The sequence below is a fragment of the Burkholderia sp. BCC0419 genome, from assembly GCF_902830285.1.
Lineage (GTDB): Bacteria > Pseudomonadota > Gammaproteobacteria > Burkholderiales > Burkholderiaceae > Burkholderia.
In genome coordinates this window covers 300,962-316,863 of the sequence record NZ_CADESR010000007.1, presented here as the reverse complement: position 1 = coordinate 316,863, position 15,902 = coordinate 300,962, and the positions used below count along the sequence as shown (strand labels likewise).

General features: G+C 60.0%; 11 protein-coding genes and 1 pseudogene. 5 read left to right on the top strand and 7 right to left on the bottom strand.

What is annotated here, in order from left to right; all coding sequences use genetic code 11:
* Positions 1–261: 261 nt before the first annotated feature.
* The 5 genes and pseudogenes from HWW87_RS28295 to dnaA form a co-directional block, all read right to left on the bottom strand.
* Positions 262–540 (bottom strand): annotated as a pseudogene (locus HWW87_RS28295) (transposase); the annotation flags it as partial.
* A gap of 363 nt (positions 541–903) precedes the next feature.
* Entirely contained in the window at positions 904–2,433 is a 1,530-nt protein-coding gene (locus HWW87_RS37285) for a DNA cytosine methyltransferase (protein WP_244107354.1), read from the bottom strand.
* A 648-nt stretch (positions 2,434–3,081) separates the two neighbouring features.
* On the bottom strand, positions 3,082–5,556 hold the full coding sequence (gyrB, locus tag HWW87_RS28280) for a DNA topoisomerase (ATP-hydrolyzing) subunit B (RefSeq protein ID WP_175823064.1): 2,475 nt from the start codon (positions 5,554–5,556) through the stop codon (positions 3,082–3,084).
* A gap of 193 nt (positions 5,557–5,749) precedes the next feature.
* Complete coding sequence (gene dnaN, locus HWW87_RS28275) at positions 5,750–6,856, bottom strand: DNA polymerase III subunit beta (RefSeq protein WP_059232862.1); 1,107 nt, start codon at positions 6,854–6,856, stop codon at positions 5,750–5,752.
* A gap of 169 nt (positions 6,857–7,025) precedes the next feature.
* Positions 7,026–8,603 carry a chromosomal replication initiator protein DnaA gene (dnaA, locus tag HWW87_RS28270; RefSeq protein ID WP_217445451.1) on the bottom strand — a complete coding sequence of 526 codons (1,578 nt, stop codon included), beginning with the start codon at positions 8,601–8,603 and terminating at the stop codon, positions 7,026–7,028.
* A gap of 421 nt (positions 8,604–9,024) precedes the next feature.
* Here dnaA and rpmH point away from each other — a divergent pair, with 421 nt between their 5' ends.
* The 4 genes from rpmH to yidC all read left to right on the top strand — a co-directional run bounded on the left by rpmH (position 9,025) and on the right by yidC (position 11,648).
* Complete coding sequence (rpmH, locus tag HWW87_RS28265) at positions 9,025–9,159, top strand: 50S ribosomal protein L34 (protein ID WP_004198824.1); 135 nt, start codon at positions 9,025–9,027, stop codon at positions 9,157–9,159.
* Positions 9,160–9,174: 15 nt separating this feature from the next.
* Positions 9,175–9,636 (top strand): ribonuclease P protein component, encoded by a 462-nt coding sequence (rnpA, locus tag HWW87_RS28260; RefSeq protein WP_124500659.1) that lies wholly within the window; start codon positions 9,175–9,177, stop codon positions 9,634–9,636.
* Positions 9,637–9,711: 75 nt separating this feature from the next.
* Positions 9,712–9,978 carry a membrane protein insertion efficiency factor YidD gene (gene yidD, locus HWW87_RS28255; RefSeq protein ID WP_175823058.1) on the top strand — a complete coding sequence of 89 codons (267 nt, stop codon included), beginning with the start codon at positions 9,712–9,714 and terminating at the stop codon, positions 9,976–9,978.
* Between the two features lie 8 nt (positions 9,979–9,986).
* Positions 9,987–11,648: a membrane protein insertase YidC gene (yidC, locus tag HWW87_RS28250; RefSeq protein ID WP_175823057.1), complete on the top strand. Its 1,662-nt coding sequence runs from the start codon at positions 9,987–9,989 to the stop codon at positions 11,646–11,648.
* A gap of 122 nt (positions 11,649–11,770) precedes the next feature.
* On the opposite strand, the gene HWW87_RS28245 is transcribed toward yidC, so the two are convergent.
* The gene (locus HWW87_RS28245; protein WP_006489946.1) at positions 11,771–12,205 is read right to left on the bottom strand and encodes a transcriptional regulator; all 435 of its coding nucleotides are present in this window, start codon (positions 12,203–12,205) and stop codon (positions 11,771–11,773) included.
* Between the two features lie 337 nt (positions 12,206–12,542).
* Here HWW87_RS28245 and mnmE point away from each other — a divergent pair, with 337 nt between their 5' ends.
* Entirely contained in the window at positions 12,543–13,937 is a 1,395-nt protein-coding gene (gene mnmE / locus HWW87_RS28240; protein WP_027785800.1) for a tRNA uridine-5-carboxymethylaminomethyl(34) synthesis GTPase MnmE, read from the top strand.
* Between the two features lie 518 nt (positions 13,938–14,455).
* Here mnmE and HWW87_RS28235 read toward each other — a convergent pair.
* Positions 14,456–15,676: a DUF6402 family protein gene (locus tag HWW87_RS28235; protein WP_175823056.1), complete on the bottom strand. Its 1,221-nt coding sequence runs from the start codon at positions 15,674–15,676 to the stop codon at positions 14,456–14,458.
* Positions 15,677–15,902: the final 226 nt, after the last annotated feature.

The window sequence follows — 15,902 nt, the reverse complement described above, 5'->3', positions numbered from 1 at the left end:
CCGAACAGGACCGTGAAACGACTCTACGCCGATGATAGTGCGGATTCCCGTGTGAAAGTAGGTAATCGTCAGGCTCCCTAAGCCAGAAACCCCTGCCCAAAAGGCGGGGGTTTTTGCATTGCGGCGGCGGAAATTGCACGGTGTGCACTTCGCTGCATACATCTCCGATGTAGGGCGCCGCAATAGCCTCTGATTCAGCTGGCCGGCGACGGGAATTCGCCAGTCTTGGCAACGCGTGGGGAGAGTTTCGTACTTTGACCTGCCGGCTTCGCCGAGCCGCTTGCGCCGGCGCATCAGGCTCGACGGATCGTTCGGCGGCTTCGTCTAATACGGATTATCGAGCCATTGCCAGACGACGTCTTCGTCCGACAGGTCGAAGGCATGCTGCAAGTACAGCAGCCCTGCGATCAAACGCGGCGACGTCGCTGCTCGGCCGCGCTGCGACGCGAAGCTCGCACTCATCGTCGTATTCAACCGCTCCCAGTCAATCAGTTCCGCCAGGCGAACCAACGGATGCTTCAAGTTGATCTGCTCGCGCAGCGGTTAGCGGAAGAACTCTCCTTCTGGCACCGGCGTCCTCGGACCCATCCGTACCTCGTCAGGATTTGCGGGATTCACGCATGAATATGCCTGCTCCTTGCAATCCAACAACACCGTTTCACCCTCACATCCTTTCTGCATAAGCCTCCAGGACTATTCAGGGTCGACTAACGACAAGAAGAGGAGTGGATGGAATGGCTTGATTTGATTCGAATGAGGGACGCTCGCTGCCGAGAGCGACTGAGGGATAAGTATCTGAGGGATGGCGATGAGGCCGCCAGTTAGGCTCGCGGTCAATCATCCCTACGATTTTTGAGCAATAGCGGGAGCCTCTATTCGCATGTCGTGCATTTGTTGGTTATTCTACGCGTCATCGACCTTGCCATCCTTGTTAGTCGTTTCTCGTGCTGAACGTTCAGAGTCAGATTTGATTTCCGAATTTATTTCGTCCAAACGCGCACGCAGAGTCATTCGATCGCCGGACATCGATGTGTCACCCCCGGGTGTCCCAGATAGGACACTTACAATTTGATCTCGCTCGTCTTCCAGTGCGCGCAAGCGCGCTTCCCGTGCCAATGCAGTCGCTAGATTATCTTGGTGGCGGCGAGCTTGTTCATCCGCGAGTATGCTCTCCTCGACCTTAGCAACGTTGACTTCGATTTCAGGGAAGCGGTCTGCCGCGAAGCGTAAGAATTGGCTGAATTCATATATATGAAAATCCTGGCCGGATTCCGTGTGAAATTCCTCTATCAATTCTGGGCGAGGTCCCATCTTTCGACCACGATGGATCCACCACCAATCCTCCTTCGCATCGTCTGAAATGAAGATCATCGGGCGATTTTCGGTTTTTGCTCTTGCTATCATTTCTTTCCAAATGATGAGATCGCCAAACTTGTCGAATTCTCCTGCATCTTTTTTGCTGTCTTTATAACCAGGGGGAATTTGGCCTCCAGCCTTCAATGTCTTGGCAGGTAGGTCCAGCGGACTTCCCGTATGACCTGGATACACGCGTGCGCCGGGCTGGAACACATGGTTCGGCACCTGCAAGGCCATGCGCGATTGCGGATCGGGCAGGCCTTGAATTGCATCACGGACAGTACGCCACGGAAATGTTACTGGCGGTTTGTTAGCTTGTGCCAGCTTGGCAACACGTGCTGCTAACTTGTCGGGAGTTTTAGGTGGTGTAATTCCGTGACGTTTCCAATATTCACCAGTAACCCATTGATCGTAAAGCAGCGCATCGTGGCTGTGTGTAGGAGCGGGAAATGACCATTCTATTCCTAGATCATCACGGAACCCAACTATAAAAACACGCTCTCGCTTTTGCGGCACTCCGTAATCGGCTGCATTTACTAACGTTGGAATAACGTTGTATGTCAGTCCGCTTCCTTTGTGTTTTCCAGAAGTTTTTTCTATCTGAAGTCGTGCTAGATGATCAGCCCAATCTTCGTCTGTGTCCGGCGGCAACTCTGGGAATTCGAGTTGTAGCTGGATGTAGTGGAAATAGTTCGCAAATGTTGAGCGTGTCAAACCCTTGACGTTTTCCACAATGAAGGATTTGGGGCGAAGGTGCCGAATTATCTCGGCGGTCGCAGGAAACATATCGCGATTGTCTTCATACGCTTTATGCTTACCGCCGATTGAGAAAGGTTGGCACGGTGGTCCTCCCGCCAGCAATTCGATATTCTGCGGAATAGAGGACCAATCGAATTCCCGGATGTCGCCTTCATGCAAGTTCCAGCTTGCTAGGACCGGATATCCTCGATTCTGGTTTTCTCTGACTGTGTCACAAGCCCACCTGTCCCACTCTACCACCGCCAGATGCTCAAAACCGGCGATCTCGCATCCCATGGCAAGCCCACCTGCGCCTGCGAAAAGCTCAACCGATCTCATGCGTCACTCCATACCATAATATTGAATCTTTGTCCCACACAATTTAACCATCGGCTCGAAATTCTTGGGCCTCTCGATTAGAAGCGACGAGGCATGTTCATACCTGAACATTTGCGAAGTGTTCAGTCCGACTAGCTGAGGTTTCGACAAAAACTAACTCCATTCCAACCGCGGCAAGCACGGCCATCAGCTTGCGGCTTCCAAACTCCGATGCTCTGCCTCGTTCGAAGCGAGACAGCGACTCTGCAGTCACTCCACTCCTCTTGGCAACATCGAGCTGTTTCAATCCCAGCGCGCGGCGTCTCGCCGCAACTTCTACTCCGAGCTCTTGCAGTGTCCTCATGTGACTCCCCCACGCGAGCGGCACATCGTCATGCGCAATTATTGATGTATACATCAAGATTTACAAGAAAAATCACGATTGCTTCTATGTGTTCCCTGCTGCGAGCCAACGCTAAAATGTTCGGCGCGAGAAACAAAAAAAACGCAGCCATAAAGGCTGCGGGACACGGTAATTCAAAAATCAGGCGGTAGAAAAAGTGCCGAGTAACTTATTGCGCCTCGCAATTATTTTCAATGAATCGAGTCAAATAGTCGAAGGCAAGGTTCCTTCACTTTTCGTCAGCATTGACACTCCGATTCATCGCTTCAAACGTCAATATTCCCCGCCCTCAACGCATTCGACTCGATGAACGCCCGCCGCGGCTCCACATCATCCCCCATGAGGGTAGTAAAGATCCCATCCGCAGCAATCGCGTCCTCGATCTGCACACGCAGCAACCGCCGCACCGCCGGATCCATCGTCGTTTCCCAAAGCTGCCCGGGGTTCATCTCGCCGAGCCCCTTGTAGCGTTGTTTCGAGACGTTGCGTTCAGCATCCGCCAACAGCCACTTCATCGCACTCTTGAAGTCGCCCACGGCCATACTGCGCTCGCCACGCTTGATAACCGCACCTTCCCCAATAAGTCCCTTGAACGTATTCGCGGTGGTCACGAGCTGCTGATAATCCGCCGTGTGCTGGAATTCCTGGTCGATGACCGAAACCCGCACGTTGCCGTGATGCGTCCGCTCGACATTCAGCGCCCGCTGTTCGCGAACCGGGTCATACGAAGGCACCACGCGCACTTCGTTCTTCAGCGCTTCATCATGCAATGCAGCGTGCAGCGCCTTCGCCGAAGCCTCGGTAGAAGCCTCGTTGGAGAGATCGATCGCCACGCCATCCATGACGGCTTCCAGCGCGGCCGGGTCATACAACCGGCTCAACCGCTCGATCACGCTCTTCGACAGCAGGTACGACCGCGCCAGCTCGCCAAGCGCATCACCCGAAATCGCTGCCGCATTCTCACCCGGCACCAGCTCCGACCCTTGCAGCGCCAACCGCAGCATATGCGCGTTGAGCTCCACGTCATCCTTCAGATACCGTTCGTCCTTGCCCGCCTTGATCTTGTAAAGCGGCGGCTGCGCGATATACACGTACCCGCGCTCGATCATGTCCGGCATCTGGCGATAGAGGAACGTGAGCAGCAGCGTCCGGATGTGCGCACCGTCGACGTCCGCGTCGGTCATGATGATGATGCGGTGATAGCGCAGCTTGTCGAGGTTGTAATCTTCCTTGCCGATGCCGCACCCAAGCGCGGTCACGAGCGTGACGATCTGCTCCGACGACAGCAGCTTGTCGTAGCGTGCCTTCTCGACGTTCAGCACCTTGCCGCGCAGCGGCAGGATCGCCTGGAACTTCCGGTCACGCCCTTGCTTCGCCGACCCACCTGCCGAGTCGCCCTCGACGATGTAGATTTCGCACTTCGCCGGGTCTTTCTCCTGGCAGTCGGCGAGCTTGCCCGGCAGGCCGACGCCGTCGAGCACGCCCTTGCGACGCGTCATTTCACGCGCTTTCCGAGCAGCATCACGCGCACGCGCGGCTTCGACGATCTTCCCGCAGATGATCTTCGCGTCGATCGGCGTTTCCAGCAGAAACTCTTCGAGCGCCTTCGCGACGACTTCCTCAACCGGCGCGCGCACTTCGGACGACACCAGCTTGTCCTTCGTCTGCGAGCTGAACTTCGGCTCCGGCACCTTCACGGACAGCACGCACGACAGCCCTTCGCGCATGTCGTCGCCGGTCGTCTCGACCTTCGCCTTCTTCGCGATTTCGTTGTCGGTGATGTACTTGTTGATGACGCGCGTCATCGCGGCCCGCAGGCCGGTCAGGTGCGTGCCGCCGTCGCGCTGCGGAATGTTGTTCGTGAAGCACAGCACGTTTTCGTTGTAGCTGTCGTTCCACTGCATCGCGACTTCGACGCCCACGCCGTCCTTCTCGCCGGTGGCGAAGAACACCGTCGGGTGCAGGTTCGTCTTCGTCTTGTTGATGTACTCGACGAAGCCTTTCACACCGCCGGCGAACGCGAAATCGTCTTCCTTGCCCGAGCGCAGGTCGGTCAGGCGAATCCGCACGCCGTTGTTCAGGAACGAAAGCTCGCGCATCCGCTTCGCGAGGATGTCGTAGTGATATTCGACCGTGCCGAAAATGGTCGGATCGGCCATGAAGTGCACTTCGGTGCCGCGGTTCTCGGTGTCGCCAGTCACGAGCATCGGCGATACTTCCACGCCGTCCACCACCTCGAGCACGCGATCCTGCGCGACGCCGCGGTGGAACTCCATGAAACGCTTCTTGCCGCCGCGGCGCACGGTGAGGCGCAGCCAGCTCGACAGCGCGTTCACGCACGACACGCCCACGCCGTGCAGGCCGCCCGACACCTTGTAGCTGTTCTGGTCGAACTTGCCGCCGGCGTGCAGCTCGGTCATCACGATCTCGGCGGCGCTGCGCTTCGGTTCGTGCTTGTCGTTCATCTTCACGTCGGTCGGAATCCCGCGGCCGTTGTCGGTCACGGAAATCGAGTTGTCGGCGTGAATCGTCACGTGGATGTCGTTGCAGTACCCGGCCAGCGCTTCGTCGATCGAGTTGTCGAGCACCTCGAACACGAGGTGGTGCAGACCGGTGCCGTCCGACGTGTCGCCGATGTACATCCCGGGGCGCTTGCGCACCGCTTCCAGACCTTCGAGGATCTGGATCGACGAAGCGCCGTAGCTGCTGTTATCGGGTTGCGAATTGTGCTGTTCACTCATGGATATCTTCCGGTTCTGCGAGGCCACTCTTGTGGCGGCGCGGTGCGTTTCAGCGAGGGAAATCGCCAGGCCGCTCCAGTTTCCTGGCCCGTCCGAGGTGCCGGGAAGGCACCTTAGGGACGGGTTGTCGGTTCGCCATAAAAACGCCAAAGGGGCTTGCCGCCCCCTGGTGTGTGTCGCGATGTCGAGCGCGTCAGATGCGCATCGGCATCACGACATACTTGAACTCTTCGTTCTCGGGCACGGTGATCAGCGCGCTCGAGCTGGCGTCGCCGAGGCTCACCTGCACGGTGTCGACCTTCAGGTTCGCGAGCACGTCGAGCAGATACGTGACGTTGAAGCCGATGTCGACGGTATCGCCCTGGTAGGCGATTTCCAGTTCTTCCTGCGCCTCTTCCTGATCGGCGTTGGTCGACATGATCTTCAGCTGGCCCGGCGCGATGATGCAGCGCACGCCCTTGAATTTGTCCGAGGTCAGGATCGCCGCGCGCTGCAGCGAACGCTGCAGTTCTTCACGGCCGATCTCGAACGTATTCTTGTGCGCCTTCGGGATCACGCGCTGGAAGTCGGGGAACTTACCCTCGACGAGTTTCGACACGAGCTCGACCTGGCCGAACGTGAACTTGGCCTGGGTTTGCGCGATGTCGATGGTGACGGTGTCGTCGATGTCCTCGAGCAGGCGCTGCAACTCGAGAATCGTCTTGCGCGGCACGATGACTTCCTGGCGGCCGAACGTGCCGCCTTCGAGCTTCATCGACGAGAACGCGAGGCGGTGGCCGTCGGTGGCCACGGCCATCAGCTGGTCGCCGTCGACGACGAGCAGCATGCCGTTCAGGTAGTAGCGGATGTCCTGCTGCGCCATCGCGAAGTGCACCATGCCGAGCAGCTGGCGGAACGACTTCTGCGGGACGGTGAGCGTGGCGCCGAAATCCTTCGCCTGCGCGACGGTCGGGAACTCGTCGGCCGCCAGCGTCTGCAGTGCGAAACGGCTCTTGCCCGATTGAACGGTGAGGCGCTTGTCGGCGAGCGACAGCGTGACCTGGCCGTCAGGCATCGCGCGCAGGATGTCGAGCAGCTTGCGGGCCGCGACGGTGGTCGCGATCTGGTCGCCGCCGACGCCGAAATCGGCGCGCGTGGTGATCTGCAGCTCCAGGTCGGTCGACAGGAATGAAACGTCCGGGCCGTTCTTGGTGATCAGCAGGTTGGCAAGGATCGGCAACGTATGGCGGCGTTCGACGATGCCGCTGACCGTTTGCAGCGGCCTGAGGAGGGTGTCTCGTTCGGTCTTGACCAGTTGCATAGAGTTCCTTCGTTGAGTAACGGCCTGCAGCGCAGCAGCCTCGCAGCGCCCCGCCGGCCGGGCTCTTGGCCCGCCACCACCGGGGCGGTCAAACCAGTATTGTGCCTCAAAACCGAACCGCCCCCCTTAAATTGGGGCGGAGGCCGAATTATCAAGCGCGCCCGCGCGCTCAGCCCTTCAGCGTCTGTTCCAGCACGTGCAGCTCGTGGTTGAGCTGCGCGTCCTTGCTGCGCTCGTCGGCGATCTTGCGCACCGCGTGCAGCACGGTGGTGTGATCGCGCCCGCCGAACAGCTCGCCGATCTCCGGCAGGCTTTTCTGCGTGAGTTCCTTCGCCAAATACATCGCAATCTGCCGCGGCCGCGCGATGTTCGCGGGGCGCTTCTTCGAATACATGTCGGCGACCTTGATGTTGTAGAAGTCGGCGACGGTCTTCTGGATGTTCTCGACCGAAATCTGCCGGTTCTGCACGGTCAGCAGGTCCTTCAGCGCTTCCTTGGTCAGCTCGATCGAGATCTCGCGGCCGTGGAACTTCGAATACGCGAGGATCTTGCGCAGCGCGCCTTCGAGCTCGCGCACGTTCGAGCGCAGGTGCTTCGCGACGAAGAACGCGACGTCTTCCGACAGGTTCACGCCTTCCGACTGCGCCTTGCGCATCAGGATCGCGACGCGCATTTCCAGCTCAGGGGGCTCGATCGCGACGGTGAGGCCCGAGTCGAAGCGCGAGATCAGGCGATCGTCGATGCCCGAGATTTCCTTCGGATACGTGTCGCTGGTGATGATCACCTGCGCCTTGTTCGCGACGAGCGCCTCGAACGCGTAGAAGAATTCCTCTTGCGTGCGCGACTTGCCGGAGAAGAACTGGATATCGTCGATCAGCAGCAGGTCGAGCGAATGGTAGTAGCGCTTGAAGTCGTCGAACGCCTTGCGCTGGTACGCCTTCACCACGTCCGACACGTATTGCTCGGCGTGGATGTAGCGGATTCGCGCGCCGGCCTTGTCGAGCAGCAGCTGGTTGCCGATCGCGTGGATCAGGTGGGTCTTGCCGAGGCCGACACCGCCGTACAGGAATAGCGGGTTGTACGAGATGCCGGGGTTGTCCGCGACCTGGATCGCGGCGGCGCGCGCGAGCTGGTTCGCCTTACCGGTGACGAAGTTGTCGAACGTGAGCACCGGGTTCAGCTTCGAACGTTCGTACATCGAATCGGCTTCGCCGCCGTTCGCGGGTGCGGCGCCCGGGCCCGGACGCCACGTGCGGCGGCCGGCCGCCGCTTCGTGCGCGGGCAGGCTCGGCAGGTCGATGTCGGCGTCGTCGGCGTTCAGGTGGTGTGCGGCGGCCGCGGACGGCGTCATCGGCACGTCGGCCGGCGCGCTGGGCGCGGCGGCGGCATGCGCGGTCAGATTGGCGGCGATCGCGGCGACCGTCGCGGCCGGGCCGCCGGGAGTCAGCGGCGCGCGCGGCGCAGCCGGCGCGGCGCTCGCCGCGGCGCTGCGCATGCCGGCTTTCGGATCGAGAACGAACTGGACTTCGATCGGCGTGTTCCAGAATTCGCGGGCCAGATCGGCGATCCGCCCCGAAAACTGGCTCTTGACCCAGTCCAGCTTGAAGCGGTTCGGCGCGGCGATGGACAGCGTGTTCGCCGACGCATCGAAGGCCACCGGGGCCAAGGGTTTGATCCACGTCACGTACTGCTGGGGCGTCATCTCGCGCTCCAGCAGTGCGGAACAGTGTTGCCAGAAATCGTTCATCAAGTAGCTGTCGTTTTTTGCGTGCACAGCGCGGCTCGCCGGCGCCCTTGTCGCGGTCGCGCAACAAGGCCCGAAGCGGTCGTGCGAGCGTGCGTCGGACGCCTGCGTCACAGTCCTGGACGGGCAGGCGCGGGCCGAAGCGGCGTGCGGGATTCTTGGAGATAAGGCGAGATTCTAACGCCAAACGCGGCCACAGCGGGACTTATCCACAGGCTGGTTGTGTGGGTCGAGGGGCCGGATCGCCTGGGGCGTGCACAGGCGGCCGACTCCTAAGGTATTGACCGTCAAGAGAAAAACGGTTTAAATAGCGGGTTCCGCGAAAACCAATCCTGTATTCCCGGCGATTGCGTTCGCCCGAATGCCTCCGGTTAAGGGCACGCGGTCCCCTGAATTTCGACATTCTCGAACAAGTGAGAACATCATGAAACGTACTTACCAACCGTCCGTGACGCGCCGCAAGCGCACCCATGGCTTCCGTGTCCGCATGAAGACGGCAGGTGGCCGCAAGGTCATCAACGCTCGTCGCGCGAAGGGCCGCAAGCGCCTCGCCATCTAAGGCAGGTTGCGCGCTGTGTCCGCCGTCCGCAGTCCTGCGGAAGGTACCGTCGAGCCGGGTGCGAATCCGTCGCAGACGAAAGCCGCCTTCCCGAAAGCTGCGCGACTTCTGAAAACGGATGAATTTTCATCCGTTTTTCGTTTGCGCCCCTGGCGGCGTTCCGCGCACTTCGTGATCTACGGCAAGCCGACCGGTCAGCCCGCGCGTCTGGGGCTCGTCATCGGCAAGAAGTATGCGCCGCGAGCGGTAACCCGTAATCTCGTGAAGCGGCTGGCGCGCGACGCGTTTCGCTTGCGCCGGGCCGAATTCGCCGGTTACGACCTGCTGCTGCGGCAGCACACGCGCTTCGACAAGAAAGCGCTGCCGAGCGCGGCTTCCGCCCCGCTCGCGGCGATGTGCGCGGCCGAGATCCGCGAACTGCTCGACAGGGCAGTTCGGGAAATCGCCCGCCGCGCGTCGAAGCCCGCGTCCGAGTGACGCATCCGTGCCCGGTGCGGCGTTTGCGCCTGCCCGGCCGGTTTTGACGCGGCGTCGTACGGCGCCGCCCAAGGTATGGAAACGGTATTGATCGCCTTGCTGCGCTTCTACAAGGTTGCCGTGAGCCCGATGCTCGGCAACCGTTGCCGTTTTTATCCTTCCTGTTCGGATTACGCGCGCGAGGCAATCCAGTATCATGGCGCCGCGCGCGGCACGTATCTCGCCGTCAGGCGCGTGTGCCGATGCCATCCGTTTTCCGCGGGCGGCATCGACCTCGTCCCGCCGCCCAACTCCGACACTCGCGCTCGCGGCGAAGCCGACGCGCAGTCCCATCGACTCTGAGACAACGCATGGATATCAAACGCACCGTCCTATGGGTGATCTTCTTCATGTCAGCTGTCATGCTGTACGACAACTGGCAGCGGGACCATGGACGCCCGTCGATGTTCTTCCCGAGCGCCACGCACACGGCCCCGGCCGCTGCCGGCGGCGCATCGGGCACGGGCGCGACGACGACCGCAGGTGACGCGCCTGCCGCCGCAGCCGGCGCCGCACCGTCGACGACGGCCCCGGCCGCCCAGGCGCAGCTCGTGAAATTCTCGACCGACGTGTACGACGGCGAAATCGACACGCGCGGCGGCACGCTCGCGAAGCTGACGCTGAAGAAGCAGGGCGACGGCAAGCAGCCCGACCTGTACATCACGCTGTTCGACCACACGGCCGGCCACACGTATCTCGCACGCACGGGCCTGCTCGGCGGCGATTTCCCGAACCACAACGACGTCTACACGCAGCTCAATGCGGGCGCGACGTCGCTGACGGGCGACCAGAACACGCTGAAGCTGTCGTTCGAATCGCCGGTGAAGGGCGGCGTGAAGGTCGTGAAGACCTACACGTTCACGCGCGGCAGCTACGTGATCGGCGTCGACACCAAGATCGACAACGTCGGCACGGCGCCCGTCACGCCGACGGTCTACATGGAACTGGTGCGCGACAACACGGCCGTCGAAACGCCGATGTTCTCGCACACGTTCCTCGGGCCGGCGGTCTATACGGACGCGAAGCACTTCCAGAAGATCGACTTCAGCGACCTCGACAAGAACAAGGCGAACTTCGAGAAGGCTGCCGACAACGGCTGGGTCGCGATGGTGCAGCACTACTTCGCGTCGGCCTGGATTCCGCAGCAGGGCGCGAAGCGCGACATCTACGCTGAAAAGATCGATCCGACGCTGTACCGCGTCGGCGTGAAGCAGCCGGTCGCCGCGATCGCACCGGGCCAGTCGGCCGACGTTCAGGCACGCCTGTTCGCCGGTCCGGAAGAAGAGCGCATGCTCGAAGGCATCGCGCCGGGCCTGGAGCTCGTGAAGGATTACGGCTGGGTGACGATCATCGCGAAGCCGCTGTTCTGGCTGCTCGAGAAGATTCATAGCTATGTCGGCAACTGGGGCTGGGCGATCGTGCTGCTGACGGTGCTGATCAAGGCCGTGTTCTTCCCGCTGTCGGCCGCGAGCTACAAGTCGATGGCGCGCATGAAGGAAATCACGCCGCGCATGCAGGCGCTGCGCGAACGCTTCAAGAGCGATCCGCAGAAGATGAATTCGGCGCTGATGGAGCTGTACAAGACCGAGAAGGTCAATCCGTTCGGCGGCTGCCTGCCGGTCGTGATCCAGATCCCGGTGTTCATCTCGCTGTACTGGGTGCTGCTCGCCTCGGTCGAAATGCGCGGCGCGCCGTGGATTCTGTGGATTCACGACCTGTCGCAGCGCGATCCGTTCTTCATCCTGCCGGTGCTGATGGCCGTGTCGATGTTCGTGCAGACGAGCCTGAACCCGACGCCGCCGGATCCGGTCCAGGCGAAGATGATGAAGTTCATGCCGATCGCGTTCTCGGTGATGTTCTTCTTCTTCCCGGCCGGCCTGGTGCTGTACTACGTCGTGAACAACGTGCTGTCGATCGCGCAGCAGTACTACATCACGCGCAAGCTCGGCGGCGTCAAGAAGAAGCCGGCCTGACGCCCGTCGCATTCGCGGGCGGCCAGCCGCCCGCGATGCTCGCAAAAAAGCCGCATGGTTCGTGACCATGCGGCTTTTTGTTTCCCGGCGACGGCGGCGGCGGCGCGTGCGGTTGCTGCCGTTCAGGCCTTCTTCGCTTCGAGTTTCGGATCGCCGTAGAACTGCTCGACCAGTTCCTGTACGAGGTAGCGCTGGTGTGGAGACAATGCCTCGATCTTCGACGCGAGTTCGATCGTCTCGGGTGTTGGCGGATAGCGTTCGTCGCGCGGCAGCGGTTGCGGCGTCGGATGTTCGATCACGCTCGGCGACGGCCCGTAATGCAGCCAGTGCACTTCGACGCGCAACCATTCGGCAAGCGTTTCGAGTTTGTCCGACGTCGGGATCGTGCGGCCCGTCAGCCATTTATGCGCGGTTTGCGGCGAAACAGGATGCGTTCCGCGGTGGCGCAGATTGAATCGGTTCGCCAGCTCCGTCGCGCCCGTGACCTTCTCCGGGCTGCGCCGCAGGGCGAATTTCAGGCGTTCCGAGAACGCGGCTTTTTCTTCGGATGTCGGCATGGGGAGATTGTGCAATTCCATCGGCGCGTCTCAGACAACCATGCGGGATAAACATATCCTGTTCGGACGAATCCCAGCCTTGATCAGGATGGGGAATGAAATTGAGGGACGCAGTGCCAAGCCCCTCCGGCACGCATACTCGTCCGAAATGACCGGGGTGTCACGACACCGGACTCATACTCGGCTTATCCCCGGCGGGATAAATTCGGGCGAGTCCGAATCCGGCGTCGCGGCCGGTGGCGTGTGAGCCGGCACGCTACAATGCCGGCGTTCCGATGCCCGAACTGTTGCGCGGGCGCACCATTCATCTGCTGATTACCCGATTTCTCCGATTCCCATGCTCGCTACCGATTCCGATCCGATCGTCGCCATTGCCACTGCTGCCGGCCGGGGCGGCATCGGGGTCGTCCGCGTGTCGTTCGGGCGCGGCGGCGAGGCGGCCGCGCTGCCGCTGATCGACGCGTTGTGCGGGCAGAAGCTCGCGCCGCGTCATGCGAGCTACGTGCCGTTCCTCGACGCGCATGGCGCACCGCTCGACCGCGGGATCGCGCTGTATTTCCCGGCGCCGCATTCGTACACCGGCGAGCACGTGCTCGAGCTGCAGGGTCATGGCGGGCCGATCGTGATGCAGCTGCTGCTGCAGCGCTGCCTGGATGCGGGGCGCGGCTTCGGGCTGCGGCTCGCCGAGCCGGGCGAATTCACGCGGCGCGCGTTCCTGAACGACAAGCTCGACCTCGCGCAGGCCGAGGCCGTCGCCGACCTGATCGAGGCGAGCACCGAGGCGGCCGCGCGCTCGGCCGGGCGTTCGCTCGACGGCGCGTTCTCGCGGCAGATCCATGCGCTCGTCGACGACGTGATCACGCTGCGGATGCTGGTCGAGGCGACGCTCGATTTTCCGGAAGAGGAAATCGACTTCCTCGAAGCGGCCGACGCGCGCGGCAAGCTCGCGAAGATCCGTGCGCAGCTCGCGCATGTGCTCGGCGATGCGCGGCAGGGCGCGCTGTTGCGTGAAGGGTTATCGGTCGTGCTCGCGGGGCAGCCGAACGTCGGCAAATCGTCGCTGCTGAATGCGCTGGCGGGCGCCGAGCTGGCGATCGTCACGCCGATCGCCGGAACGACGCGCGACAAGGTGGCGCAGACGATCCAGGTCGAAGGGATTCCGCTGCACATCATCGACACCGCCGGGTTGCGCGAGACGGAGGATGAAGTCGAGCGGATCGGCATTGCGCGCACGTGGAGCGAGATCGAGCGGGCGGACGTCGTGCTGCATCTGCTCGATTCGCGCACGGGGATGACGCCGGACGACGGGACGATCGCCGCGCGGTTTCCGGCCGGTGTGCCGGTGGTGCGCGTGCTGAACAAGACGGATCTGACCGGCGTGCCGGCATGTGTCGAGCATCCGGCGGCGGAAGGCGATCTGACCGAGGTGCATCTGTCGGCGAAGCGCGGCGACGGGATCGACATGCTGCGCGCGGAGCTGTTGCGGATTGCGGGGTGGCAGGCGGGGGCCGAGGGGGTGTATCTCGCACGCGAGCGGCATCTGATCGCGCTGCGGGCCGCGCAGGAGCATCTCGCGCAGGCGGCGGATCACGCGGAGCAACGCGCTCAGTCGCTCGATCTGTTTGCCGAAGAGCTTCGGCTCGCGCAGGAACAGCTGAATGCGATTACCGGTGAGTTCACGTCGGATGATCTGCTGGGGGTGATTTTCAGCAGGTTTTGTATTGGGAAATAAAAAGGAAAAAAAGACAGTGAGCCGAGAGCGCCACAACCTTTTCCAAAGGTGAACGTGTCGACCTCGGGATGTCGACTTTCACGCGAGCCGTGACAGAGCACTTTTACAGGTGCGGACGGGCTGCTAATAGTCTATCGACGAGCGACGGGGGCAGTGATACATAAACAGAGGCATCGCCGCCATCGCCTTTTGAAAAGGACACGTATACGTCGCTATAGCTATGCCAAGATATTTCTGGAGTAGGCGTGTCAAATATATGCTGTGCCAGCAATTTGCCGGTTGTTGCTCGGTATACGCGGGCAACGTATCGTGAATTTCCGCCCGGAATCCGAGTTAGAAGACATAGTTCGGCAGTATATGTTCCATCGGGGGATGTCGATCCTGTGCATTCGTTACCGCGAGGCGTTCGATCAAAGAGAAAGAAGCCAATGAGCGCCATAATAGACAATGTGCGAATCGATTTGAAAAATGTCGTCATAATTCTCGGAGGTGTTGATCTTTTTTTGCAGTGTCGTTGATCATAGGTGGATTTTTATGGTTGGGGAAATCGGTATGTATCGTTTGTCGGAATAAATGACAAAATCACCTCCTCTGCTATGTAACTTGGCCCATTTCCTAAAATCACGATTCTCGACTGGATAGTAGACATTTCCTTTGCTCAGTGGGTCGCCTTTGACTACGGCGTATTTAACATATGGAAGGTATTCTGAATTCAGGAGCGCGGCGGCAACAGTATATGGTACGACAATGACGCCATTGATGCTCCAGTGGCCCAAGTATTGAGACGGTTCGTTGGGTTTGTCTGTGAACGTATAGTTATCTTTTACATACACCCATACGCCAGTCACTTCTGCTGTTGTTCTGCGTGATTCCACGTCCCACGAAAGGCGGGCGCTTCCGAGCGCCGCATATATATTGAATGATCCGAGTGCCCCAGACAAATCGTCGGGTGCCCCATTGCTGCGAAGTCGTGCGTCCAACAGAGTTCCTATTTTTTGCCCAAACGTACCATCAACCCTCGCGTACTGGAATTGAAAGCGGCGATGTAGCTCGCGAATGTCGTTTCCGCAGATGTCTTCGGTATAGAGTCTCGGGGGGCCGTCCTTGTGCGGGAGTAGTTGCTTGTAGAGCTCATCTCGTGAGTTGGGGCGTTGAATGAGCTCATTGACTAGAAGGTCGAATTGTTTTTTTGCTCGTGGAAAACGAAGGATCCAGTCCAATTTGACGGTGGACGTGTCATACATGTCAGCCGGGTAAGGTTTCCCGCTCTGATTGATTTCAGCTCGCTCGTCTGCGGTGGTTGGTGAATAATTTAACTCGCCGGAAAACCATCGATCCATGAGTCGAGCAGAAACGGGGAGATATAGCTTGCGCATCGCCGCGGGTATTTCTTGGATGTCGAACGCGGAGGTGGATGTGTCATTTTTTAATTTTATTGCTGCAACAGGCTTTGGCGGGTTTGGCGCATTGAGCCATGCTTGAAAGCGCGCTAGTGCCCTGCCTGCTCTTTCTATATCATCCACCAATTTATCTAGCGAATCGCGCTTTGGGGCTGCGGGTATGGGTTTGCTTTCTGTCGCGTTCGGTTTCGGTTGCGTTGGAGGCAGCGGTGCGGGTTTGTCCATCGACACCGCTACGTTCGGGACAATCTTGCATCCGTCTGCCCCATCATGAAGACGCCATTGCCAGAAAAATCTATTGATTGTGAAGTATGGAATTTTTTCATTACTTGATGACATTTCAGTTTTCGATTCCGATTGATGTTGGGAGGCTTGAATCGCGCCCAGTACGGTAGCGCAGCTAAGCGACTAAAATCAATCGGACTAGTTCGAAATTCTGGCGCCGTGGATGTTGAAATTGGTTGGGTATTGCGAGATCACGTCTGTCGCACAATAAATATGCAGATGTGATTCGTCGTCCGTATGAATGCGAGAATAAAAGACGTTATTTCTTGATGTTGTTATT